Origin of the sequence: Rossellomorea sp. FS2 (assembly GCF_047915635.1) — a bacterium.
Classification (GTDB): domain Bacteria; phylum Bacillota; class Bacilli; order Bacillales; family Bacillaceae_B; genus Rossellomorea; species Rossellomorea marisflavi_A.
Genome location: NZ_JBLRVS010000001.1, coordinates 1669235 through 1693746 on the forward strand (window position 1 = coordinate 1669235; position 24512 = coordinate 1693746).

A 24512-nucleotide genomic window follows, 5' to 3' on the forward strand; every position below is an offset into this window, starting at 1 on the left:
AGTACCCCGCCTGCCGGTTCCCAGAGAGCCTGCGTCCGCTGAAAGCAGGCATCCGCTTGCGGGGGAATGGACTTTCGAGCTTCCCTGGTGAAAGCAGTAGCCGGGGACGGACCCCTTCCGTTAACCGGGGACCATGCATGGCATGGACTAAGCTGACTCAATTCCTGAGTAACTTAGGGTGGCACCGCGGAAACAACCCATTCGTCCCTATTTTTTTTTGGACGGGTGGGTTTTCTTTTTGGCCGGATGGTCATGATGATACTGGAACTGTACTATAGGAGGAATGAAGATGAAAACGATTTTTAGCGGCATTCAGCCGAGCGGAACAATCACGCTGGGAAATTATATCGGGGCTATGAAGCAATTCACGGAGCTTCAGGAAGAGTATGATTGCTATTTCTGCGTGGTGGACCAGCATGCAATCACCGTTGCACAGGATAAAGCGGAACTGCGCAAAAACATCCGCAGCCTTGCTGCCCTATACATTGCTTGCGGGATCGATCCCGAGAAAGCCACGCTGTTCATTCAGTCGGAGGTGCCCGCGCACGCACAGGCAGGGTGGATCCTGCAGTGCGTAACCTATATCGGGGAACTTGAGCGCATGACTCAGTTCAAGGATAAATCCCACGGAAAAGAAGCTGTATCGGCCGGTCTCCTTACCTACCCTCCCCTCATGGCAGCTGATATTCTGCTCTATGGTACCGATCTAGTCCCTGTCGGTGAGGACCAGAAACAGCATCTAGAGCTTGCCCGGAACCTTGCGGAGCGTTTCAACAAGAAATACAACGATATCTTCACGGTTCCCGAGGTGCGCATCCCGAAGGTAGGCGCACGCGTGATGTCCCTTCAAGATCCACAGAAGAAAATGAGCAAATCCGACGAAAACAAAAAAGCGTTCATTACACTGCTGGATGATCCAAAGGTGATTGAAAAGAAAATCAAGAGCGCTGTGACGGATTCCGATGGGATCGTGCGATTCGACCGGGAGGAAAAACCCGGGGTTTCGAATCTTCTATCCATCTATTCGATTCTTGAAGGCACGCCGATTGCCGAACTTGAAGAGCGATATGATGGAAAAGGCTACGGTGATTTCAAGGGCGATCTTGCCAAAGTGGTCGTTGATGCCATCAAGCCGATTCAAGACCGCTATTACGAGCTCATTGATTCAGAGGAGCTTGACGACATCCTCGACCGCGGAGCTGAAAAAGCGAATCGTACGGCCGGGAAGATGCTAAAGAAAATGGAAAAGGCCATGGGCCTTGGAAGAAAAGAACGGAAAAAGCGATAATGAAAAGAACCTTGAGCATGGGCTCAAGGTTCTTTTTGTTCAATTTACTTTCGGACGATTCTCCACTTCCCACAGCTTTTCAAAGAATGGTTGCCCTTTGATCAGATTTTCGCAGAGTGAAAGATGTTTATCGGACCATCCGTATTTTGTATCTTCATAAAGCATCTGCCATGCTTCATGGAAATCGAGCTCCTGGATCGTCCTGTACTGTTCTGGGGCCCACTCGGTATACCAATATCTCACTTCAGCAGTGTTCTCCGAGGTGCGAAGTTGATCGAGCGCCATGAAAAGAAGTTGCTTCAACTGCCTTTCCTTCCGTGTCAGCCCGCTCATCATGAACGGGTTCGGGGAAAGGATGTGGTATGCTTCCTCCCGCTTTTGATCGGGTTTGAACTCATATTGAAGCTCCTCTTGACTCTCCACCATTTCATATACCAACTGTTCCTGACGGGGAATCAGCCGGCTCTTCCTGATCGGGACGGTATAGCCGATCGTATCGACCGCCAGAATCGCCGTGCCATCGGTGACCACGAAGCAATAATCCTGCTGGATGCGTTCATGGTTCTTTCTGAGATACGCTTTTTGATACACATCATCCAGCATCTGCCGAGGTAATTCTGATAAATCATTCTCGATGTAATGATACAACTCTTTGCCGACTTTCAATAGAGGAACTTGATCCAGCAGCTCGATGACGTCCTCTTTTCTCCATTCGTGAAAATGGCAGATATTATATCCGTTTTCTTCCCCTTCGAACCAATTGACCCATACATCATGAAGATATAACATGATTGACCCCTCGCTTTACTACATTGTTTGGTTGTCAATCAGTATGGTCAATAGGAGATGCATTTATTCTTCATTTCTTCTGATTTATCCCTCTTCATACAATGTCTACTTCAAGAATGCAGATGATGGGAGTCCCATGGCTTTCACGTTATTCAGCCCATTCTTCTCTAAAAAGGCCCGGACGATCTGATAGCCTGCGGCATATCCAAGAAGATCAGGGTACTTCCCTTTCCCATGAAGAAGTTCATCGTGAAGAGCATCCTTCCTTGTCAGATCCAAGCTCGGTTTGATCCACTCCGCGTACCACCCGGACAAATCCCCTTCACTGTATTTCCTTGTCCAAGGTGCCACGTAATCAACGCCGCAATATTCTCTCACGGCATTCTCTGCAAGGCCTTCAAATATGATGGAATCAAGGAGCGTATACTCTTCTTCTTTTTTACCAAGCCTTTTCATCCTGGTGCAATGATGGTACTCATGCACAAATAGCGATTCGTATTCTTTTTCGTTTTCGAGCGTTTGGAGGAAAAGAAAGATTTCATCAGGGAAACATACCCCGGATTTCTTTGTCGACGACCTGAAAAGTCCAGCCCTTGACTCAATGGGGAATAGATAGATAGGCACATCCGGTCCCTTCCACTTTCTTTTATATCTTTTCTCAAAAGAAGATACCTTCCCCCATAATCCCGCATCTTTCAGTTCATTAAATCGTTCTTTCATTTGCCGGGTGGGCAGATACATGCCTTGCTTCCTGAGATAAGCATAGAAGGCTTCACCTTCCCCCTTGCCCCGTTTCGTCCTTCCAAGCATATCGACAGGATCATCGAAGCTTTTCTGCAGCCATTCATCTGTAGGAACCACGGACATTCATATCACTCTTTCCTGCTGATTTGGTTCATATATATGCAACCTTCAGGAAAGATAGAAAAAAAGCCCGCCGAAAAGATCGGCAGGCACTTGGTTACTTCACATATTTTTTGAACACGAGCGTGGCATTATGACCACCGAAGCCCAGTGAATTGCTCATGGCAACATTGACTTCCTGCTCACGTGCTTCATTGGCTACATAGTCCAGGTCGCAGTCAGGATCTGGATTTTGAAGATTGATCGTCGGTGGAAGCTTCCCATCCTTCATGGCTAGAACCGTGAAGATCGCTTCCACACCGCCCGCTGCACCGAGAAGGTGACCGGTCATGGATTTCGTCGAGCTCATGGCCAGGCGATTGGCATGATCACCGAATACTTCCTTGACGGCCATGGTTTCATACTTGTCATTATAGGCGGTACTCGTACCGTGGGCGTTGATGTAATCCATCTGCTCTGGCGTCACACCGGCATCATCAAGCGCCATCTTCATGGCACGCGCCCCACCTTCACCGCCTGGTGCAGGCGCCGTGATGTGATGTGCATCGCCCGTGCAACCGTAGCCGACGATTTCAGCGTAGATTGTCGCTCCGCGTTTCAAAGCGTGTTCGAGTTCTTCAAGGATGACGATCCCCGCTCCTTCTCCGATGACGAAGCCATCACGTTCAGAATCGAATGGTCTTGAAGCCGTTTGCGGATCCGGATTGGTCGAAAGGGCTGTGTTGGCGCAGAAGCCTGCTACGGACATTTTCGTGATCGGTGCTTCCGCTCCACCCGTGATCATGACATCCGCGTCACCGCGCTGGATGACCTTGAATGCATCTCCGATGGAATTTGTACCTGTTGCACAAGCCGTTACGGTACAGGAATTGAATCCTTTTGCTCCTAGGAGGATTGATACCTGGCCGGCAGCCATATCCGGGATCATCATCGGAACGAAGAACGGGCTCACCCTGCGGTATCCGCGCTTCAGGAAGGTTTCATACTGGGTTTCAAATGTTTCCATCCCGCCGATTCCGGAACCGATCCATGTACCGACACGATTGGCATTTTCCTCGGTGATTTCAAGTTTGGCGTCTTTTACAGCCATAAGGGAAGCAGCGATGGCGTAGTGAGTGAAACGGTCCATCTTCCGTGCTTCCTTCTTTTCGATCCCGAAGTCTTCAATATTGAAATCTTTCAGTTCGGCCGCCACCTTGGCAGGATACTCATCAGCATTCAGCCTTGTCAGTGGTCCGATCCCTGATTTTCCTGCAAGGGCATTCGCCCACGTCGTATCTACATCATTTCCTAACGGATTGACGGTACCCAATCCTGTTACTACAACACGTTTCATATCCATTGTTCGGTCTCCTTTATCGTATAAGTAGTAGAAGATAGTTCTCTATCGATTATTTTCCCCAGCGCATGACGATCGCACCCCAGGTCAAGCCCCCACCGAAGCCCACCATGACGACGACGTCATCTTCTTTCACCCTTCCGGCTTCAAGATCCTCGATGAGTGAAATCGGAATGGATGCGGCAGATGTGTTTCCATATTTATTCACGGTCTTGGACATCTTCTCAACAGGCAGCTCCAAACGCTGTCTTGCAGCTTCCATGATGCGGATATTCGCCTGGTGAGGAATGAGGAAATCGACGTCCTCTTTATCAAGCCCGGCTTTATTAATGACGTTGATGGAGGATTCACCCATCTGCCGTACAGCGAACTTGAATACTTCGCGACCATTCATGATGATGTGCTCATCCTGATAGAGGTGCTTTGCCCCGGTTCCATCAGAACCCAGCTCGAAAGCGAGGATCCCTTTGCCATCAGGTACAGGACCCATGACAGCGGCACCGGCCCCATCACCGAACAGGACGGCAGTATTGCGGTCATCCCAATCTGTAATTTTCGACAGCTTCTCCACGCCGACAACAAGGATGTGCTTATAGGCTCCATTGTCGATGAATTGTTTTGCGGTAATCATACCATACATGAAGCCTGCGCATGCAGCACTGATATCCATCGCTGCTGCTTTCTTGGCGCCGAGTCGCTCCTGGAGGAGGCATCCGACGGAAGGGAAAGGCTGATCAGGCGTGACGGTTGCCACAAGGATCAGGTCGATATCCTCAGGTGAGATGCCTGCATCCCCGATGGCTTTTTTCGCAGCTTCATAGGCCATATCCGATGTATCGATATCATCCCCTGCCACACGTCGCTCTTCAATCCCTGTTCGTGTGCGGATCCATTCGTCCGATGTATCCACCATTTTTTCCAAATCGGCATTGGTCAATATCTTCTCAGGCAGATAGCGCCCTATTCCAATGATTCCAGTATTCATATCGGCATCCCCCTGTTTATCTTTGCTTTATTATCAATTATTATGACTTGGTACTAATTTTAACGGACTTTTCCCTTTTCTGCAATTCTTTTTGCCTTGCTTTTCGATTATCATCCGGGGTTCCATTTGGTTTTCACCGTGCATGAATGATCGGGTACTACTAATCACGGTACGTTCTCTTCGGAGTGGGGGAATCATAACCCCAATACTTAAATGGGTAAGGTCCTTCTAAGTAGAAGAGCTTCAAAGAAAGCGTCAACCCTCGAATCAAGCTTGCGGGGTTCACCGGGGAGAACCTCATTCTCCACACGCCGAAAAAACCCAAGAGGGACTTTATGTCGTCTCTTGGGTTTCTTGTTGATCAGGCGGGGTGAATCATTCCTCCTGTTCTATGTACATTACTTCGACGCGTCCTGCTTCCCTAGTTCATACGCTTCGTTCATGACGTTGGTGAACATGGACAGGAACGGTTGAATCATATCTGGACTGAGCTGGATTCCTGATTTTTCGAGCTGTTCCTGTGCTTCCGGAAGATACTTCATCGCGATCTGCAAAAATTCCATCGTTTTGTCTTCGTTCATAGTGGCGGCTCCTTTCCGTTCGGTAGTTTCCCGGTATCGACATATGCTTTGATATGCTGGTTCATTTCGCTCTTGAATCCATCAGGGATTACAGGGCTGAATTCTCCCATGGAGATGACCCCGTCCTGGAAGTCGAATTCAAGATTACCCGACTCAAGCTCACCGGCTGTATATTTCCCGGCAATCAATTCATACAATTTGTCGGCATGCTGGACCGTACTCGTCAGCACCGTTGATTCCCCAAGGTCTGATTGGTCGCTCACATACCCGATCGCATACCGGCCTGATTCCTTGAGCTTTTCAATTACAGCCACATTATACCCGTCCCCAGCAGGATATACAACGTCCACGTCCTGGTCGAGGAGTCCGTCGAGCCTTTCGAGGGCAACCTCGGCATGATCCCAGTGACCTGTATAATCGACCAGAACCTCTGCTTCACTGTTTTGGTATCTGGCTCCATCAATGAACCCCTGTACTTCCGGCTGCCAGGAAAAGGCGGCAATGATGCCGAGTCGATCCGTCTTGGTCTGGGAAGCCGCCGTCATCCCTCCAAAGAAGCCCATAGCGTAGCCTTTGAAAGTCAGGCTGGTAGTATTTTTCTGCGTGGCGTCCCCGTTGAAGCTCACCAGATGCATGTCTTTATGCTCTGATGCCACCTCATTGAATATGGAAGAATACTCACTCCCATGTCCGAAAACAAGATTGACGTCTTCCTTTTCAAAGTCATCTATGGCTTGACGGACCGATGCATCGTTCTTCATGCCTTCTTTATAATAAACCTTCACATCGAACTCTTTCTGGATGCCTAAAAGACCTTGATAGCCCTTGGTTCCCCAAACGCCGTCATCGATCGTTTCCGGTACAAGCAGACCGGCATTATCCATCTCTCCTGACCGGTTACCGGCAGAGCAGCCCCCGATGAGCAACAGGATCATCGACAAGTGAAAAAATTTCATGATCAAGTACAGCAACTCCTTTGATTCTTCGGAACTCGTAAAAATAAGTGCAACGGATTTATTTTACCTTTACCGCTCCGAATAAGGGAAGCTATTTTTTCCTTTTTTTATCCCGGCTTCCTTTAATTGCTCATCAAAGATGCCTTCAAGATTTTTAGAAGCCGTGACAGATACTTCCTTGCCCCTGATGATCTTCGGTGCTTCCATTTGTGGAATTCCGGCTTCCGTCAGGAGGGACCTGGCCTCCGACCACCCCGCTTCCCCCTTCAAATGAAGAACGGCCTTTCCCTTTCCCCCTGCGAGTGAGACGATCTTCCTGGCGGCATCCTTCACGTAGATCACGCCGGTCGGATCATCTTGTACCGGTTCGTCTTCATGAACATCCTTTAGTAGTCTGGCAAAAAGATACGACTCGGGCTGCCGCGGACCGATCAAGGTGGGAATATATATATCGGCACCGCCTGGATTTTGCGAGGGAGGATCTTGAAAATGGCTGAAAACCCTGATGGTGTATGCTGCCTTTCCCATCAAGGTCTCGCCTTCTTTTCCCTTTATAAGGTCTTCCTGATCATAATAGGGCAGATACACATGACTTCCGGAAGGAACCACTCGATCCCATTCAGCATAAGACGTCCAGTGGAGATTGGCATTCCGGCCGATTTCCATCCAATGATCACCCATCTCCCTGCCAGAATCAAGTGCTGTTACTTCCCACCCTTCCTCGAGCAGCGCCGTACATAATTCAAAGCCCAGAAATCCCTGGGCCGGATACACATATGCATGATTCACTTTCTTCACTCCCATCAGCTAAAGTTCGCTTTCGTGCTTCGCAAAATAAGATGTGAATTTCCTTCCCAGGGAGATCCGTTTCTCAGGAAGGACATAAAACAAATCGACCATCAGACCGTTTTCCAACCGGTCCCTATATATATCTAGTATGAGTGTGACCTGATTTTTATAACGATTCAGGCTGGTAGGTTGCACAATGTAGATCGGCATCGGGATTGTCTGGAACACGTCTGCTTCAGTTAAACTTCCAAGGAATGACGGCCACTGATCTTCCGTGATATTGAAAGCATGTCTGATTTCCCGAATGAGCTTTTTGTGGAAGAACTTCTGCTCCTTCTCCTGTTGAAGATGGTTCAGCAGGGATATGCATGGCGACAGCATCACGATGCTCCTCACATCCTCCTTCATCAGGGGATAAAGGTTTTTCAGGACTAGCCCGCCCATTCCTTCGATCAGGATATGGATACGGGGGTTGATGATTTCCGTCCTTTTCACATATTGATAGAGGCGATGTGCAAGACGGACTGCCTTTTTGCTTCCCCAATTGGCTCCGTACAGATTGCTGTAAAAAACGATATACCCTTTATCCGTCATATCGCGGACCCATTTCTTACGGAACTCATGCTGAGACCAGAAACTGCTTTTCTCATCTACATCTTGACCGTAATCACCAATGATCATCACTGCAAAACCGTTCGGTCGTTCGGGATAATGAATCATGCACCACTCTTGCTCTACTTGAAACAATCGTTGATACATCTGAAATTCTCCTTTTTCCAAGGTACTATAGTGTATGCCGGGGTCCTGTATCGGAAAGGGGATTAGCCCATAATTAAGGGAATTCGTGATGAAGAGCATAAAATGACAGGGGTTACATTTCACATTTTCGCCATTTATTAAAAGCCCAAGCTGTGGTAGTATAGAGGAGATTATGAATGTTTACATAGGCTGCTTCAGCCAATCATATAGAAACGGGGTGTAACCGTGAGATTTTTCTGGATGTTCTTCTGGGCATTTGCACTGACCGAGATGCTGACTTATGTTGTAGCAAACATGAGTGGCGGAAAATTCGATTTCATGCAAGGGTTGATCTTATCCGTCGCCGTCACGATCCTTGCTTATATCGTAACATTGATCCTTCCTAACGAACCTGTTGAGGATCATTAAAAAAAAGCTTGTAGACCGGGTCTGAATTTCAGACGACCGCCTACAGGCTTTTTTTATTTTCAGAGTGCTGGCGATCCCTCCGTACTTTCGACTTGAGCGGTCGGTGCAACCAACTCGCCGTAAAATTTCGTGAATGGAAAAGTAATACTGATGACGAGCAGTAGGAATCCAGCCAATGTAACCGTCCATATCGGACCAATGGCAGCGGCCGCCCACCCGCCTAGTAGCAGTCCGGATAGTATACTGAAATTTATCATTGTGCCCATGATTCCTGATATCCTCCCCAATACCTTATCAGGCACTCTTTGCATGAGCATGCTATTGAGCGGGACATTGAGAAAGGGACTGCAAAATGATGTCATACACATCCAGATATACAGCGGTAAGAATGGAAGGATCCTATGAGCCTCATAAACAGGAATCGTCAATAGCGCCATAATCCCCAAAAATCCAAACGTAAGCATAAGCAGCGTATTGTTCCTGCACTTTTTCATTATGAAAGGGACTGCAAGTGAACCTGCTACCCCAAAGATCCCTTCGAGTGATTCCAGTGTCCCGAATTGAACTTCATTCAACCTATATATGTTTAGTGTAATGGCATAAATATTTGCATTAATCACTCCCATTACAAATATACCAATGGTGATCAAAAAGAGAAGTCCGATTAAAAACGGATTGTTTCTGATGATGTTTACCCCTTGCTTCAGAGACTCCCTGTATGTGTCTTTGGTCACCATTTCTTCCTCTGCCGATTCTCCTCTTCTCGACTTTAAGAATAAGAGGATGAGCCCCGAAAGCATAAATGTAGCTGCATCCAGTAGAAATATGAGGGAATATTCCTTGCTCAGTAACAGAATCCCCCCTATGGAAGGTGCAATGATTGCCATCACCATGAATGTAGATTGTGAAAATGCCACCGCGTCAGGTATGGACTCTTTTTTTATCAAGCTCGGGATAAGGGCCGTTTTAGCTGGTTCAAAAAACAGGTTCCCTACCCCTTGCAAAAAAATCAGCACCACCAGCCAGGATAAAGAGGTCTGTGCCGTTATCATCAGGAGCACGATGACCAGTCTGTACAAATCAGAGCAGACCATAATCATCCTTTTATCATACCTATCCACAATCGGACCGACGAAGGCTCCCCCCAACATGCCCGGTAAGTAACCGGCAATGAGGATAAAACTGAAGATCATAGGATTTGAGGTCAATTTTGATGCCAGATACAAGACCAATAAACGGGTAATCCCATCACCAAGCAAAGACACCACTTGAGAGAACCATAAACGACGATAGGACGTATTCCTTAACAAAGATATCAACTGAATCACCCTTTAATATTTTTTATACGTTAAAATAATTTTAAACGATAAAAAATATTTGTAAATAAGAAATTCAGTTTTTTCCATTTATTCTTATTATTTTTCTGTCTTTGTTAGCGTTACTGCAGGAACTTTTCCTCTGCCCCGGTTTATTTGATATGATGAGACGGAGGTGAAGTATGATGGTGAACCCTGACGTTGCCAAAGCATTGTTTGATCCAAAACTGGAGGCAATCATTGATACAGTCAAACATAAAAGCAAAACAGTGAAAGAAATCGCCAAAGAATTAAATGAAAAGCAGTCGAGGCTATACTACCACATCCAAAAATTAGTAAACCTTGGGTTAATGACGATTGAAAAAGAAAAACTTGTCGGTAATATCATTGAGAAGTACTACACATCAAGCCACCTTCGTGATGCATCCATGACATTCGAAGGAGAAGTGGCCATGGAATATCATGAAAAACTTTTAACAAAAGCATTATTCAATATGAATCAAGGAATCAATTTATTGAAGGAAGATTTATCTTCAGATCCTCCCCCAATCCATTCAAATGCTAAGTATAGTGAACAAATCGTGAACCTCACTTTGGAAGAGTGGGAGCATATCAATGAAGAAATATTAAAAACGATTAATCTACGATCATCTAAAGAGGTTCCCAAAAGTAATAGTTCGGACTATAAATTCATTGTCCTTACGTACAAAGATGATGCTCGCTCAGAATGAATAATATAAAGAGGCTGGGACATAAGTGTTTTAGTCATAGTAAAACCCGAATTCCTTTGCATACCACTAGGCAAAGGAGTTCGGGTTTTTAATTTGTTTTACGAAATTCAAATGTCATTGTTTCCAGCGGTTGATTGGAATGCAAGACGAAGACTCCTTCGGGAGAGTAGCTAATGTGAGACCCCGCAGGCATGCCGAGGAGGCTCACGGGCTACCCGCGGAAAGCGAAGTCTTGCATGGAAATCATTAGCGGTATTAAAAACTTATACTGATATTGGTCATGATTAAATAGGACTTTTTTCAACCATCCTTACGTGATCGTCAGACCCTGCTCCCCTTTCTCAACCATCACTTCTCCTGTGACCTCGCCTGCAATGATGGCCCTGGCAAGTTTTGTTTCAATCTCTTTTTGCAAAAAGCGTTTCAATGGGCGTGCTCCGTACACGGGATCATAGGCCGATTCGGCAATGAAGGACTTGGCATCATCCGTGATCTCCAATGAAAGCCCCTGTTCTGTTACCCTCTCTTGCAGCTCCTTGAAGAGCTTATCGATGATGCCTTTCACATTGTTGATGCTTAGGGGTTTGAATAAGATGATATCATCCACCCTGTTCAGAAATTCCGGTCGGAATGAAGCCCTTAGCTGCCCCATGACAAGCTCCTTCGTATCTTCACTGATCTCTTCTTCCCCGTGATTGCGTTCAAGCAGGTGGGTTGAGCCGATATTTGAGGTCATGATGATCACGGTGTTCTTGCAGTCGACGGTTCTTCCGGCAGAATCGGTGATCCTTCCATCATCGAGCATCTGAAGGAGGATATTGAACACTTCAGGATGCGCTTTTTCGATTTCGTCGAGGAGGACCACCGAGTATGGCTTCCGGCGGATGGCTTCTGTTAGCTGTCCTCCTTCTTCATAGCCTACATACCCGGGAGGAGCCCCGACCAGCCTTGAGACTGCGTGCTTCTCCATGTACTCTGACATATCAATGCGGATCATGTGATCTTCACTATCGAACAGGGTCTGGGCAAGGGTTTTAGCGAGCTCGGTCTTTCCTACACCTGTAGGACCGAGGAAGATGAATGATCCGATGGGACGATTGGGATCCTTGATTCCTGCCCTTGCCCGGATAACGGCATCTGTCACCAGACCGACCGCCTCATCCTGACCGATGACCCGCTCATGAAGGATGCTATCGAGTTTCAGGAGCTTTTCCCTTTCACCCTCCACCAATTTCGTTACGGGGATTCCCGTCCACCTGGCCACAATGCCTGCAATCTCTTCTTCCGTGACTTCTTCTCTCAGCAAACGTCCCTCTTCTTCCTTCAGCGCTTTTGCCTCGAGACCGGCAAGCTCTTTTTCAACTTCAGGGATCTTCCCATGCCTGAGCTCCGCTGCTTTGTTCAAATCATATTGATTTTCCGCATCCTCTAGGGACCGGCGCAGTTTTTCAAGCTCCTCACGTTTTTCCTGGACGATGGCGATACTTGCTTTCTCCTGCTCCCACTTCATCTTCATGCCGTTCAGCTTTTCCTTCAGGCTGGCAAGGTCCCCCCTGATCGAGTCAAGCCTTCCCAGGGAAGCCGCATCCTTTTCTTTCACCAGAGCCGCTTCTTCGATTTCAAGTTGCATCACCTTCCTGGTGACTTCATCGAGCTCTGTAGGCATCGAATCGATCTCGGTTCGGATCATGGCACAGGCTTCATCAATAAGATCGATGGCCTTATCCGGAAGGAAACGATCGGTGATGTAGCGGTCAGACAGCATCGAAGCCGCTACGATGGCCCGGTCATGTATATTGACACCATGGTGGATTTCAAAGCGATCCTTCAGTCCACGGAGGATCGAAATCGTATCTTCCACGGTCGGTTCTTCTACAAGCACTTGCTGAAAGCGTCGTTCAAGGGCAGGGTCTTTTTCAATATACGTACGATGTTCATTGAGCGTCGTCGCGCCGATACAGTGAAGTTCTCCCCTGGCAAGCATGGGCTTAAGGATATTTCCCGCATCCATTGCGCCTTCGGTTTTGCCTGCACCGACAATCGTATGCAGCTCATCGATGAAGAGGATGATCCTTCCCTCACTTTTTTTCACATCTTTCAGTACCGCCTTCAATCGCTCTTCGAATTCTCCCCTGAACTTCGCCCCTGCTACGAGTGAGCTCAGGTCCAGTTCAAAGATGGTCTTATCCTTCAATCCCTCCGGAACGTCTTTACGGACGATCCGCTGAGCAAGTCCTTCTACAATGGCTGTCTTCCCGACACCGGGCTCCCCGATGAGAACGGGATTATTCTTGGTTTTCCGCGATAGGATCCGGATGACATGACGGATTTCACCATCTCGTCCGATAACGGGATCGAGCTTTCCGGATCGCACCTCTTCCACAAGATCCCTGCCATACTTCTTAAGGGCCTCGTATTTCATCTCAGCATGTTGATCTTTCACCTTGTCCCCTCCCCTGATGGATTCTACTTGATCTTGGATCGATTGCTGATCGATTCCTTTTGAAAGTAAAAAACGCGTAATGGGATGATCTTGCTGTCGGTAGATCCCGACAGCAAGATGTTCCGTCGATATGTATTCATCCCCCCATTTATCCTTTAGATGGTTGGCATCATCAAGGAGACGACGAATATCACCTGCAAAGTATTGTCCATAGGGAATATTCTCTCCCTGCACTTCGGGGATCTGGTCGATCCTGGACTGTATAAACTCTTTCAGCCCGGAACTGTCGAGGTCCAACCTGGCATAGAGAGAGGCTAAAAAGCTGTCCGGGCCTTCCAGCAGACGATCCCACACATGAATCACCAGGATGTCTGTATGCTTTTTTTCCTTTGCCAGTTCTCCTGCCGCCACGAGCCCTTCCTGGATCGCAACGGTGAATTGATCAAAATTCATATACTCACTCCTCCTTGACCATTCTTGACCTTTTCTTTATTATAGCTCGTTCCTTCCCTATTGGAAAATAAAAGCCCGTGATTGCACAAAAAAGGATGGAGCAGATGCCCCATCCCCTATCATTACGGCTTCCTGGCATACGTCCAGTGGCGATCGTCGTTTGTCGTCTCAGGGAAACGATCCCCGGCTTTCAGTTTAGCCTGCTTCGGGTGATTGACGGTACTACCGGTTTCACCGATCTCAATGTATATCCCATTATTGGGTGCTTTTTCTCCACCTTTGAAGTGTCTGCGCTGTCCCATAATGACCCCTCCTTTTGTGAAGCATGTGCTTCGCTTCTATTTTTCAACATACAGGGGGCATTCATACCTGTCAGAAATATGTCAATCTCTTTTCGATTCTGGAAATTCCCTTTACAGTCTTTTGCCCAATGGTGTTAAATGAATAAGTGTGAATTTTTTTGCTTGGAGGAAAGTAAATGGATATTATTCTGATACTGAAGTACCTGGTACTCGGGCTCATTCAAGGGCTGACTGAACCGATCCCGATCTCATCCAGTGGACATCTTCAAATTATTCAACATTTCTTTAATATCAAGACCACTTCATTAACGTTTGAAATACTCGTCAACACAGCCTCGCTCCTGGCAGTGCTCATCATTTACCGCCAAGATATCTACAGGCTGATTGCTAACGGGCTCGGATACTTCAAGACGAAGTCCCCTGAAAATACCCGCGACTTCAAATTCATCCTGTATTTAATCGTCGGGACGATCCCTGCTGGTGTCATCGGTGTCCTGTTCGGTGATGATATTGAGGCACTCGTTTCTGATCGGATCATCACAGTGGGAATCACCCTGATCATTACGGGTATCGCCCTTTGGCTTATCCGTAACCTGCGCGGAAGAAAAAATGACGGGGACCTTAATGTGAAGGATGCCATCATCGTCGGACTTGCACAGGCAGTCGCACTGATCCCGGGTATCAGTCGTTCAGGTGCCACCATCGTCGCTGCCATGGGACGGGGCATGAAGCCCGAAACAGCACTGCGATTCTCCTTCCTTTTATACATACCTGTATCGTTCGGTGTCATGCTGCTCGGCATCAAAGACCTGATCAACGACCCTAACTTAGGGGAGCTGGCCGTACCGTATATCGTTGCATTCCTGGCCTCACTCATTGCCTCCTACTATGCATTAAGATGGTTCATGGGCATCATGGCAAGAGGCAACCTGAAAGTGTTCGCCATCTACTGCTTCGTTGTAGGCGGCGGCGTGACACTCTTTTCCCTTCTATAATTTACAAAAAGGAATATCCTGTAACTATCTGAACGGAATGGTGTGAGGATGTGGAACATATACCTGATTCGATCAAAGCGATGTTCATACAGGAAGGCCTTCCATATGAAATATCCAAAGGAAGCTACCTGTTTCTTGAAGGAAAAGCCCCAGGCCACTTGTTCTTCATCAGGGAAGGACATATCAAGGTGACGAGATCTACACCCGGCGGACGTGAACTGGCCCTTCGTATTGTTGGAGCAGGGGATGTTGTAGGAGAAATTGATTTGTTCTGCGGGGATTCTTCCTGTTCGGTCAGCGCCAGGGCGATGGATCGCTGTTTCCTCCTCTCACTCCCCATCACCGACTTCGAAGCAGCGCTTGTGGACGATAGGGTGAGGAACCGGGAATGGATGATGTGGTCACAGCTTCAGCAGCGGAAAGACCAGTCAAGATTCCGTGATCTCCTTCTTCATGGAAAAAAAGGCGCCCTTTATTCCACCTTGATCCGTTTGAGCAATACGTACGGAGATCGCCGGGAAGACGGTATCCTCATCGGTATCAGCCTCACCAATCAGGATCTCGCCGATTTCTGCGGTGCCTCGAGAGAAGTGGTGAACAGGATGCTGCACGACCTCAAGGATAACGGTGTGATTACCATGAACAAAGGCTTCATCACCATTCATAAACTGGATCGACTGAAAGAAACGATTGATTGCGATCAATGCCCCCAATGCGTTTGTCAAATCAACTAGAAAAGGGCCTGCTATGTGCAGGCCCTTTTCTTATGGGACGTTTAACGGATTCCCAATGCAATCTTGGCGTAGCGTGACATATTGTCTTTGCTCCAAGGTGGGTTCCATACGATATTCACTTCGGTATCCTTTACTTCCGGGATATCACGCAGTGCTGTTTTAACCTGATCCACGATGGTCCCTGCAAGGGGGCATCCCATGGAGGTCAGAGTCATCGTAACGGTGGCCGTTCCTTCTTCATCCAGCTCCACGTCATATACCAATCCGAGATTGACGATGTCTATTCCAAGTTCAGGGTCCACCACTTGTTCAAGGGCGCCCATCATATTGTCTTTCAGATCTTGATCCACACAATCACTCCTATCTGTCCGTATTCTTAACTCATCTTAACAAATTCTGTCCCATATGACAAAAGCTTACGCCATCAGGTGGTCCTCAAACCAGTCCACGAGCTTCAGGACACCGTCGCGGCTGACTTTGTGATCGGCCTTCTGATCTTCAAGGAAGACCAGTCGATCCTCTCGTCCTTCATAGAAAGGGAGGAGTTCCGTATACGCTTCATATGTAAGTTGGAACGGTACCACTTTATCATTTTTCCCGTGCCAGAACATGAGTGGACGGCCGTTCAGCTTTTCCGGTTGCAGACTGAGGTCGAATCTAGCCAGCTCAGAAAGGATCTCTTCAACCTGCTTTTCGGTGAAAGGATTGTCATAACCCATTTTTTCGAGCTGGCCAAGCTGGGCCTGCGCAAGCTTCACATAGGAGGGATTTCCCATGAGGGATACGGCACTGTTGATCCATTCATATTGAGTTAAGGCACCCAGGGTCACGATTCCTCCCATGCTCGTTCCGGCAAGACCGATCCTCTCCCCATCAATGAGCCCATCCCGGGCAAAGGCCTCCTTGAGGGTGTTCAATTCCCTGATCGTGTGAATGACGATGTTCCAGAATCTTTTGCCCAGCTCATATTCCGTCTTGCCGGTCCCCCTCTCCCCGTGCTCCAGACAGTCGGGCAGGATCACTCTGAACCCTTTCTCGGCTAAATAATATGCATAGTGCAGATTATGCTCCTTCGCACTGGTGAATCCATGTACGAAAAAACATGTCGGCAACGCTTCATTACGGTATTCTTCTTTGACCAGATGAAGAAAAGGGATTTCTTCAATGGCATTATTCTCTACGATGATCACAATCGTCCGCTCCTTCCGGGTATGGCTTCCTTCCTATGATATCCTAGTGGAAGGGGCATGTATATTATTTGGCCTTCCGTGCAGTGGACAAGTATGCTGCCTTATGCGTACACTACAACTAGAGAACATATAGATGGGGGATTAGTGAATATGAAAGAAAAACATCTTATCGTCCTTGACCTGGACGGAACCTTGCTTACCGATGAAAAGAAAATATCCGTACGCACGTTGGAGACCCTCAATAAAGCCAGGAAAAATGGGCATGAGGTGATGATCGCCACAGGCAGGCCATTCCGCGCGAGTGAGCTTTACTATAAGCAGATGGGACTCACGACTCCGATTGTCAACTTTAACGGGGCATTCGTCCATCACCCGGAGGACCCTTCCTGGGGGGTCCATCATGAGCCGATGGACCTTGAAACAGCCAAGCAGATCATTGATGCCTGTCATGGCTTCAAATTCCAGAATATCGTCGCGGAAGTGAAGGATGATGTGTACCTTCACTATCATGATGAAAAAATCATCGATGTATTCATGATGGGGAATCCATCCATCTCTACCGGTGATATACGTCAGGTATTGAAAGACCACCCCACTTCCATGCTGATCCATGCTGACGAACACGATGTTCCCGAGATTCGATCCCACCTTGATGACGTCCATGCGGAACTGATCGATCACCGCCGCTGGGCCGCCCCTTGGCACATCATCGAAATCGTCAAAACCGGCCTGAATAAAGCAGTCGGCATCGAAAAGGTAGCCTCAAGCCTACAGATTCCACAAGACCGCATCATCGCTTTCGGAGACGAAGATAATGATCTTGAAATGATCCAATATGCAGGAACGGGTGTGGCCATGGGGAACGCCATTGATCCCCTTAAAGACCTTGCCAATCATATCACGGAAAGTAATCAAGACGATGGGATAGGAAGATTCCTCGAAAGGCATCTTGGATTGTAATCCTGGCAATGGAGGGTAATACTTGCTCACGTAATTCGCCGGATTTCAGCCATACTAATCAGGAGCATCCGAAGGGTGCTCCAACTTCGATAAGGGGTGGTTAGGATGGGAAGGAACAAATCCAAGCGTTTTGTACAGCAAGGAAAAAATGCGGTCTCCAAACATGATGAACGCATTCCATACCATTTGACTTATGCCGAGGCAGAAGCAAGGAAGCTTTCCAATACTCCTTACGACGGAGGTCTGTAACATGGCAAATCCACTTTTCCGACAGGCCCGGACCGCAGTAGAGGAAGCCTGTGGCTCTCAAACGGATCCACAGGCGATACAGAAAGCGAAAAATGCCCTCTCCTCCGCATTTGCAAACTCGAATAACGAGGAGAAAAAGCAGCTTCACTCCATGCAGGATGAGTTGAACCGCTTATCGTAAGAAATGCAAAGGGCAGCCGTTGAACGGCTGCCCTTTTGTTTAGTCTTTCCTGAAAAAACCGAATACCCCCGTCGTCTGGACGATATTCGTAAAAGCCTGGGGATCGACTTCCTTGATGGTATGCTCCAGTTCATACAGCTCATATCTGGAAATGACGATGATGAGCATTTCTTTATCTTCCCCGGAAAATGCCCCTTTGGCCGGTACCGTCGTAATCCCCCTCACAAGCTTCGCATGGATGGCGTCCTTCAGTTCCTGTGTCCTTTTCGTGATGATCATAGCGGTAAGCTTTTCATGCCGCGTATGGATGGCGTCGATGACCCTGGTCGTCACATAAAGCGTCACCAGCGTATAAAGAGATTTTTCCCATCCATACAAAAAGCCCGCAGAAACGATGATGATTGAATTCATAATGAAGAAATAGGTTCCGACCGGTCTGTCCTTCAACCTGGAAAGGATCATGGCGATGATATCCATCCCTCCGGTCGAAGCACCGTATTTCAGGGTGAGACCGACCCCAACTGCTGCAATGACCCCTCCGAATACGGCATTGAGAAGGATATCGGGTGAAAGCTCCACCACAGGGATGACTTCAAGGAAGAATGAAGTGAGGAAAACCGAGACGAAGCTGTAGATCGTAAAGGACCTACCCACCTTCATCCATCCCAAGATGGTGACGGGTATGTTCAGTATGAATAATAAAATACCTGTAGACAGGTGAAACGGTGTGAATTCCTTCAGGAGGCTGGATAATAATTGAGCCATACCAGTGAATCCACTTGCATATACATTAGCAGGAATCAGGAAGAAGTTCATGGCGACAGCCCCGAGGACTGCCCCTACCAATACAACAAAAAACTTCTTCGCTTCCAGGGTAACGTGCATTTTCTTCATGAATCGAACTCCTTCGGCAAGTGTCATTGTTCCTTATGTTCCACACTATATCATAGCTAAACCCCTTGCACATGATCCTTATGTACAGGAATTTGAATAACTATGGATTGTGCTTTTACTGAAAAATAGCTAGACTAAACCTATATAACGAAAAAAGGTGATAGATATGAACGTAAAACTTTTTGCTGATAGTGCCAGCGACCTGCCGGTAACTTTCTTCGACCAACCCAACATAGAACTGCTTCCACTGCAGGTACATATTGACGGACATGATTACGAGGACCTTGTCACGATCCAGCCCAAGGAAGTATTTGATAAAATCCGCGAAGGTCATGTTCCGAAGACCTCCCAGGTTTCACCCGATGTGTTCCTGAGGACGTTCACAGAGTTGGCCAAATCAGGAGATGCAGGTGTCTACATCGCCTTCTCCTCCCAACTGTCAGGGACCTATCAGACAGCGGTGATGATCAGGGATCAGGTGAAGGAAGAGTATCCTGATCTTGATTTGACCATCATCGATTCCAAGAGCGCATCCCTTGGATACGGACTGTCGGTCATCAAGACTGCTGAAGTACTCCATGCCGGCGGCACCAAGGATGAAATCCTGGAAACGGCACGCTACCATGTGGAGCATATGGAGCATTTGTTCACCGTCGAAGACTTGGAATATCTCGCCAAGGGCGGTCGTGTATCAAAAGCTTCTGCATTCCTTGGAGGGCTGTTGAATATTAAGCCCCTTCTTCATGTGGAAGATGGTAAACTCGTGCCACTTGAAAAACATCGCGGGAAGAAGAAGCTCCTGAAGCGCATCCTCGATCTGATGGAAGAACGCGGAAACAACCTTTCCCAACAGACAATCGGCATTTCACATGGAGATGATGAAGAGCTTGCCCTAGAGATGAAAGCGATGATTGAAGAGCGTTTCTCTCCTAAGGACGTTACCATCAATATTATTGGATGTGCCGTGGGTTCTCATACAGGCACCGGAACCCTCGCCATCTATTTCTTGAACTGATCAGACATATTCCTCCCCACCCTGCCCATACTAAGGGAAAGGAGGGTTTATCATGTCACATACATCAGATAACGAGAAGAAAGCCAGGGACAATAACGCCCTGCTTCAAAAAAAGAACAAGCTGAAAGAAAAGAACAGAGAAGCAGGTAAACATCAATTTTCCAAAAAAACCGATCATCTTTGATCAGCTGCCGCCTTATTCTAAGGCGGCTTTTTTGTTGCCGATCATTCAAGAAATCCATCCCATAAGGGGAATATCCTGTACTTTATACCGGCCCAGGTGGTATTTTAATAAGAGAAAAAGAATCATGCATATACGGAGGGATTTACATATGGCAAAAGAAAATTCATTTGATATCGTTTCACAGGTTGATATGTCTGAGGTAAGCAATGCGATTCAAATTGCACTGAAGGAAGTCAAGACACGCTATGATTTCAAAGGGAGCAAAAGCGATATCACACTTGACGGGGAGGAGCTCGTCCTGATTTCGGATGATGAGTTCAAGATGAACCAACTGAAAGATGTCCTGCTTGTAAAGCTGATCAAGCGCAATGTGCCTGTCAAGAATCTCGACTACAGCAAGCTTGAAGGTGCTTCCGGTGGTACCGTGCGTCAGCGTGCCAAGCTGGTACAGGGAATCGATAAGGAAAATGCAAAAAAAATCAATCTGCTCATCAAGCAATCCGGCGTGAAGGTCAAAAGCCAGGTGCAGGATGACCAGGTCCGGGTTACGGGGAAAAGCAAGGATGATCTGCAGAAGATCATGGCAGCCGTCAGGGGAGCCGACCTCTCCATCGACGTCCAGTTTGTGAACTTCCGCTGATCCCCCGTTTCTTCTCTCTGTCCGATGGGTATCATAAACCCATCGGACTTTTTATTTTAGGAGGTAGAACATGACGAAAAAAGTGATCATCATCGGTGCAGTCGGAGGCGGTGCCACCACGGCATCCCAGCTCAGGAAGCTGGATGAAACAATGGAAATCATCGTCCTTGAAAGAACCGACCACCTCTCTTACGGCGCCTGCGGGATGCCCTATTATCTCGGGGATGTGATCAAGGACCGTGAAAGCCTGTTCGCCGCCACTCCTGAATCCCTTCAAACCAAAAAAGGGCTGGATGTCAGGATGAAGCATGAGGCATTGAAGATCGACCGGGACCATAAAACCTTACATATTCGCAATCATTCCACCAATGAGGATTATGAAGAGACCTATGACGCACTGGTTCTTGCCACCGGTGCCTCCTCCATCCTCCCTGATATTCCGGGCCTAGAGCAGATCCCTGCCTTCCATCTGCGGACGGTAGCGGACATGGACCGAATGAAGCAATACCTTACCACAGAAAAGCCGACTTCCTGCGCCATCATCGGCGGAGGCTACATCGGGGTGGAGATGGCGGAAAACCTTTCAGGACTAGGCATGAACGTAGCAGTGGTGGAGCGCTCTCCCCAGCTCATCCATATCATTGACCCTGAAGCGGCTGAAATCGTCCAGAAGCACCTCGAGGAAAACAGAGTCGATGTTTTTCTTGACGATGGGCTGCAAGAAGTGGCGGGACCTGATCAGCTTAAACTCGATAGCGGTAAGATCATCCAGGCAGATTGCCTGCTCCTTGCAGTCGGGATCAAACCGAACAACTCCCTCGCAGAACAGGCCGGGCTATCTCTAGGTGAATCGGGGGGAGTCAAGGCGAATGAATTCATGCAAACCGACGACCCTTCCATCTACTGTGTCGGGGACGCCGTCGAGTCCATCGATTTCATCGATCACGCCCCTAAGCAGGTGCCCCTCGCATGGCCCGCCCATCGTCAGGCTTATGTCATCGCGAGACATATCACAGGGGATTCCGTGCCATTCCACGGGATGCTCGGAACGGCCATCGCGAAAGTTTTTGATCTCCACGTCGCTTCCACAGGTCTAGGGGAAAAGGAATTGAAAAAGAAGGGCTACCGGTTCAAGACCATTGTCCATAAAGGGAAATCCCATGCCGCCTACTACCCCGGAGCAAAGGATCTATACATACGTGTCCACTTCGATCCCGGCAGCGGTAAAATCTACGGTGGGAGCGTCATCGGCGAAGAAAAAACCGATAAACAAATCGACATCCTCGCTACCGCCATATACGGGGGCATCACCATCACAGGACTTCAGGAAATCGAAACGTGCTACGCCCCACCATTTTCTTCACCAAAAGGACTGTTGAACATGGTCGGCTATAAGGCTGAGGCTGAAATGGATCGACCGGAATCTTGCAAGTGAAAAATCTGTACAGTAGACGTTATGATTTCCAAAGGTTGGGTAAACACTATTCCATGTTACTAAATATCAAGAAGGAGTGTTTTCATTGTCCCAACAAAAAAATCAGCAATTCCCCCCTCAGCATCAGGATCACCAGCCCGGTACAATCGATGAAATGAACCCACAGCCGATCCATACCGATCAAAACTACAAAGGCAGTGGCAAACTGGAAGGGGAAGTAGCCCTTATCACTGGAGGAGACAGTGGAATCGGACGTTCAGTTGCGTGGTATTTCGCACGTGAAGGAGCCGATGTGGTCATTTCGTATCTGGATGAACATGAAGACGCACAAAAAACGAAAGAGCTCGTAGAAGCGGAAGGCGTCAGCTGTGAGCTCATCCCGGGTGATATCGGGGATTCCCATTTCTGCAAAGAGCTTGTGGAAAAGACGATCTCCCGCTTCGGCAAACTGGACGTTCTCGTGAACAATGCTGCTGAACAGCATCCACAAGCGGGGCTTGAAGAGATCGATGATGAACAGCTGGAGCGCACATTCAGGACCAATATCTTCTCCATGTTCTATGTGACCCGCGCTGCACTTCCCCACTTGAAAGAGGGGGCTTCCATCATCAATACGGCATCCATCACCGCGTATAAAGGCAGTAAGGATCTGATCGATTATTCGGCCACCAAGGGGGCCATTGTCAGTTTCACCCGTTCCCTTGCCGACAATATCGCTTCAAAAGGTATCAGGGTGAATGGTGTGGCTCCGGGGCCGATCTGGACGCCGCTGATCCCCTCCACCTTCACCTCGGAAAAGGTTTCACAATTCGGTGGCAATACACCGATGGGAAGAGCGGGACAACCATTCGAGCTTGCCCCGGCTTACGTATACCTCGCCAGCTCTGACTCCACCTACGTTTCAGGTCAAATGATTCATGTCAATGGCGGCATGATCGTGAACGGATGACAGAACCAAAGCAAAAAGGCATTCCGATCGGAATGCCTTTTTGCTTGCCCGCCTTCATCTCTTACGCGCGCACGATTGCCTTTCGACTATGCAATGAGGAACGATGATCCGCTTCACCGGCTCCAGGGGATCTTTGATCTTCTGAATCAAATTCTTCGCTGCCTCATTCCCAAGCTTGAAGATGTTGATATCGACCGAGGTCAGGGGTGGACGGGACATCTCCGCCAGCAAGACGTTGTTGAAGCTGACGATGGAGATATCATCCGGCACCGAGATCCCCATCTCATCCAGGGTATTGAGTACCCCTAGGGCCATCAGATCGTCTGCCACCACCAGGGCCGTAGGTGGTTCATCGAGCTGCATCAGCTCATTGATCGCTTCGCGGCCGCCTTCCAGAAGGAATTCCTCATGGATGATGTAGTCATCATGAAGCTCAAGCCCGACCTCACCCAGCGCTTTCTCATAGCCCAATAGACGCTCGACCGTCACTACCAGATTCAGATCTCCACCGATGAATCCAATGCACGTATGACCGAGATTCAACAGATACTCAGTCACTTCTTTTGTCGCCCGGAAATTGTCATTGTCCACATGGGTGATTTCTTCGGCATATTTGTAAGGCTTCCCGATCATCACAAAAGGAAAATCCCTTTCCCTCAGATAGTTCATCACCCGGTCTTCCACCCGGGAGTATAGAAGGACGATCCCGTCCACCCTTCCTCCCTGGACCATCTGTACAATACCTTCGTAAATTTCCTCTTCTGTCTGACCCGTGGACATCTGCAGGGCGTATTGTTCCTTATGTGCGCCTTCACTGAGTCCCCTCAATACGGTCGGGAAGAATGGATTTTGTGAGAATGTGCTCGTGGACCCGGGCATGACCAGACCCAGGACCTGTGTCGATTGATTGGCGAGGCTTCTGGCGATGAAGTTAGGGTGATATCCGAGCTCGGTCATGGCTTCCCTCACCTTCTTCTTCGTCTTTTCACTGATTCTTGGATTATTGGCAATGACGCGGGAAACCGTCGAAGGAGCGACGTCCGCAAGCCTTGCCACATCCTTTATGGTAATCGCCATGTATTC

28 protein-coding genes and 1 other annotated feature (1 of these 29 cut by a window edge) are annotated in these 24512 nt (G+C 48.1%); of the genes, 13 read left to right on the plus strand and 15 right to left on the minus strand.

From position 1 onward, the window contains the following. Positions 1 to 212: a binding site (T-box leader), on the plus strand; it begins 21 nt to the left of the window's first position. 77 nt (positions 213 to 289) lie between these two features. Beyond that, entirely contained in the window at positions 290 to 1288 is a 999-nt protein-coding gene (trpS, locus tag ACNA6I_RS08700) for a tryptophan--tRNA ligase (RefSeq protein ID WP_048015481.1), read from the plus strand. Between the two features lie 39 nt (positions 1289 to 1327). Here the strand turns inward: trpS and ACNA6I_RS08705 are convergent, their stop codons facing one another. The 8 genes from ACNA6I_RS08705 to ACNA6I_RS08740 all read right to left on the minus strand — a co-directional run bounded on the left by ACNA6I_RS08705 (position 1328) and on the right by ACNA6I_RS08740 (position 8350). Beyond that, on the minus strand, positions 1328 to 2077 hold the full coding sequence (locus ACNA6I_RS08705; protein ID WP_048004327.1) for a YjbA family protein: 750 nt from the start codon (positions 2075 to 2077) through the stop codon (positions 1328 to 1330). 105 nt (positions 2078 to 2182) lie between these two features. Beyond that, positions 2183 to 2944, minus strand: coding sequence for a DUF2268 domain-containing protein (locus ACNA6I_RS08710; protein WP_416313169.1), 762 nt, complete (start codon positions 2942 to 2944; stop codon positions 2183 to 2185). Between the two features lie 94 nt (positions 2945 to 3038). Next, positions 3039 to 4283 carry a beta-ketoacyl-ACP synthase II gene (fabF, locus tag ACNA6I_RS08715; RefSeq protein ID WP_048004329.1) on the minus strand — a complete coding sequence of 415 codons (1245 nt, stop codon included), beginning with the start codon at positions 4281 to 4283 and terminating at the stop codon, positions 3039 to 3041. Between the two features lie 49 nt (positions 4284 to 4332). After that, a complete protein-coding gene (locus ACNA6I_RS08720; RefSeq protein ID WP_048015480.1) occupies positions 4333 to 5265 on the minus strand; it encodes a beta-ketoacyl-ACP synthase III in 933 nt (310 codons plus the stop codon). A 398-nt stretch (positions 5266 to 5663) separates the two neighbouring features. Then, entirely contained in the window at positions 5664 to 5846 is a 183-nt protein-coding gene (locus tag ACNA6I_RS08725) for a ComZ family protein (protein WP_048004331.1), read from the minus strand. After that, complete coding sequence (locus ACNA6I_RS08730) at positions 5843 to 6808, minus strand: BMP family ABC transporter substrate-binding protein (RefSeq protein WP_048004332.1); 966 nt, start codon at positions 6806 to 6808, stop codon at positions 5843 to 5845. Before ACNA6I_RS08730 ends, ACNA6I_RS08725 begins: the two co-directional genes overlap by 4 nt. Before the next feature lie 63 nt (positions 6809 to 6871). Then, a complete protein-coding gene (locus ACNA6I_RS08735; protein ID WP_048004333.1) occupies positions 6872 to 7591 on the minus strand; it encodes a hypothetical protein in 720 nt (239 codons plus the stop codon). 18 nt (positions 7592 to 7609) lie between these two features. Further along, positions 7610 to 8350: a hypothetical protein gene (locus ACNA6I_RS08740; RefSeq protein ID WP_048012965.1), complete on the minus strand. Its 741-nt coding sequence runs from the start codon at positions 8348 to 8350 to the stop codon at positions 7610 to 7612. A 225-nt stretch (positions 8351 to 8575) separates the two neighbouring features. Between ACNA6I_RS08740 and ACNA6I_RS08745 the strand changes: the two genes are divergently transcribed. Further along, complete coding sequence (locus tag ACNA6I_RS08745) at positions 8576 to 8758, plus strand: DUF2929 family protein (RefSeq protein ID WP_048004335.1); 183 nt, start codon at positions 8576 to 8578, stop codon at positions 8756 to 8758. A gap of 59 nt (positions 8759 to 8817) precedes the next feature. On the opposite strand, the gene ACNA6I_RS08750 is transcribed toward ACNA6I_RS08745, so the two are convergent. Then, a complete protein-coding gene (locus tag ACNA6I_RS08750; protein WP_416313170.1) occupies positions 8818 to 10086 on the minus strand; it encodes an MFS transporter in 1269 nt (422 codons plus the stop codon). 170 nt (positions 10087 to 10256) lie between these two features. Between ACNA6I_RS08750 and ACNA6I_RS08755 the strand changes: the two genes are divergently transcribed. Beyond that, a complete protein-coding gene (locus tag ACNA6I_RS08755) occupies positions 10257 to 10805 on the plus strand; it encodes a winged helix-turn-helix domain-containing protein (protein WP_148794842.1) in 549 nt (182 codons plus the stop codon). A 310-nt stretch (positions 10806 to 11115) separates the two neighbouring features. On the opposite strand, the gene clpB is transcribed toward ACNA6I_RS08755, so the two are convergent. Both clpB and ACNA6I_RS08765 read right to left on the minus strand, forming a co-directional pair. Beyond that, positions 11116 to 13701: an ATP-dependent chaperone ClpB gene (gene clpB / locus ACNA6I_RS08760; RefSeq protein WP_416313171.1), complete on the minus strand. Its 2586-nt coding sequence runs from the start codon at positions 13699 to 13701 to the stop codon at positions 11116 to 11118. A gap of 122 nt (positions 13702 to 13823) precedes the next feature. Beyond that, complete coding sequence (locus tag ACNA6I_RS08765; RefSeq protein ID WP_048004339.1) at positions 13824 to 14003, minus strand: YjzC family protein; 180 nt, start codon at positions 14001 to 14003, stop codon at positions 13824 to 13826. Positions 14004 to 14179: 176 nt separating this feature from the next. On the opposite strand from ACNA6I_RS08765, the gene ACNA6I_RS08770 reads away from it, so the two are divergent. Next, a complete protein-coding gene (locus ACNA6I_RS08770; RefSeq protein ID WP_048004340.1) occupies positions 14180 to 14998 on the plus strand; it encodes an undecaprenyl-diphosphate phosphatase in 819 nt (272 codons plus the stop codon). A gap of 50 nt (positions 14999 to 15048) precedes the next feature. Further along, positions 15049 to 15732 carry a Crp/Fnr family transcriptional regulator gene (locus ACNA6I_RS08775; protein WP_416313172.1) on the plus strand — a complete coding sequence of 228 codons (684 nt, stop codon included), beginning with the start codon at positions 15049 to 15051 and terminating at the stop codon, positions 15730 to 15732. 41 nt (positions 15733 to 15773) lie between these two features. On the opposite strand, the gene ACNA6I_RS08780 is transcribed toward ACNA6I_RS08775, so the two are convergent. Both ACNA6I_RS08780 and ACNA6I_RS08785 read right to left on the minus strand, forming a co-directional pair. Continuing rightward, entirely contained in the window at positions 15774 to 16082 is a 309-nt protein-coding gene (locus ACNA6I_RS08780; protein ID WP_048004341.1) for a metal-sulfur cluster assembly factor, read from the minus strand. Positions 16083 to 16148: 66 nt separating this feature from the next. Continuing rightward, entirely contained in the window at positions 16149 to 16922 is a 774-nt protein-coding gene (locus ACNA6I_RS08785) for a prolyl oligopeptidase family serine peptidase (protein WP_048012961.1), read from the minus strand. Positions 16923 to 17072: 150 nt separating this feature from the next. On the opposite strand from ACNA6I_RS08785, the gene ACNA6I_RS08790 reads away from it, so the two are divergent. From ACNA6I_RS08790 to ACNA6I_RS08800, 3 genes are all read left to right on the plus strand, one after another. Next, a complete protein-coding gene (locus ACNA6I_RS08790; protein ID WP_048012960.1) occupies positions 17073 to 17882 on the plus strand; it encodes a Cof-type HAD-IIB family hydrolase in 810 nt (269 codons plus the stop codon). A 105-nt stretch (positions 17883 to 17987) separates the two neighbouring features. Beyond that, positions 17988 to 18131 (plus strand): hypothetical protein, encoded by a 144-nt coding sequence (locus ACNA6I_RS08795; RefSeq protein WP_162838955.1) that lies wholly within the window; start codon positions 17988 to 17990, stop codon positions 18129 to 18131. 1 nt (position 18132) lies between these two features. Beyond that, on the plus strand, positions 18133 to 18312 hold the full coding sequence (locus tag ACNA6I_RS08800) for a DUF3813 domain-containing protein (protein WP_159129555.1): 180 nt from the start codon (positions 18133 to 18135) through the stop codon (positions 18310 to 18312). Positions 18313 to 18351: 39 nt separating this feature from the next. On the opposite strand, the gene ACNA6I_RS08805 is transcribed toward ACNA6I_RS08800, so the two are convergent. Beyond that, on the minus strand, positions 18352 to 19197 hold the full coding sequence (locus ACNA6I_RS08805; protein ID WP_048004546.1) for a YitT family protein: 846 nt from the start codon (positions 19195 to 19197) through the stop codon (positions 18352 to 18354). 175 nt (positions 19198 to 19372) lie between these two features. Here ACNA6I_RS08805 and ACNA6I_RS08810 point away from each other — a divergent pair, with 175 nt between their 5' ends. From ACNA6I_RS08810 to ACNA6I_RS08830, 5 genes are all read left to right on the plus strand, one after another. Beyond that, on the plus strand, positions 19373 to 20221 hold the full coding sequence (locus tag ACNA6I_RS08810; RefSeq protein ID WP_416313173.1) for a DegV family protein: 849 nt from the start codon (positions 19373 to 19375) through the stop codon (positions 20219 to 20221). A gap of 52 nt (positions 20222 to 20273) precedes the next feature. Beyond that, the gene (locus tag ACNA6I_RS08815) at positions 20274 to 20405 is read left to right on the plus strand and encodes a DUF3941 domain-containing protein (protein ID WP_148794838.1); all 132 of its coding nucleotides are present in this window, start codon (positions 20274 to 20276) and stop codon (positions 20403 to 20405) included. Positions 20406 to 20553: 148 nt separating this feature from the next. After that, entirely contained in the window at positions 20554 to 21045 is a 492-nt protein-coding gene (locus tag ACNA6I_RS08820) for a YajQ family cyclic di-GMP-binding protein (RefSeq protein ID WP_416313174.1), read from the plus strand. Between the two features lie 70 nt (positions 21046 to 21115). After that, the gene (locus tag ACNA6I_RS08825; RefSeq protein WP_252266382.1) at positions 21116 to 22480 is read left to right on the plus strand and encodes a CoA-disulfide reductase; all 1365 of its coding nucleotides are present in this window, start codon (positions 21116 to 21118) and stop codon (positions 22478 to 22480) included. Positions 22481 to 22565: 85 nt separating this feature from the next. Next, positions 22566 to 23429, plus strand: coding sequence for an SDR family oxidoreductase (locus ACNA6I_RS08830; RefSeq protein ID WP_048004348.1), 864 nt, complete (start codon positions 22566 to 22568; stop codon positions 23427 to 23429). Positions 23430 to 23483: 54 nt separating this feature from the next. On the opposite strand, the gene ACNA6I_RS08835 is transcribed toward ACNA6I_RS08830, so the two are convergent. After that, complete coding sequence (locus tag ACNA6I_RS08835) at positions 23484 to 24506, minus strand: LacI family DNA-binding transcriptional regulator (protein WP_048015466.1); 1023 nt, start codon at positions 24504 to 24506, stop codon at positions 23484 to 23486. Between the last annotated feature and the right edge of the window lie 6 nt (positions 24507 to 24512).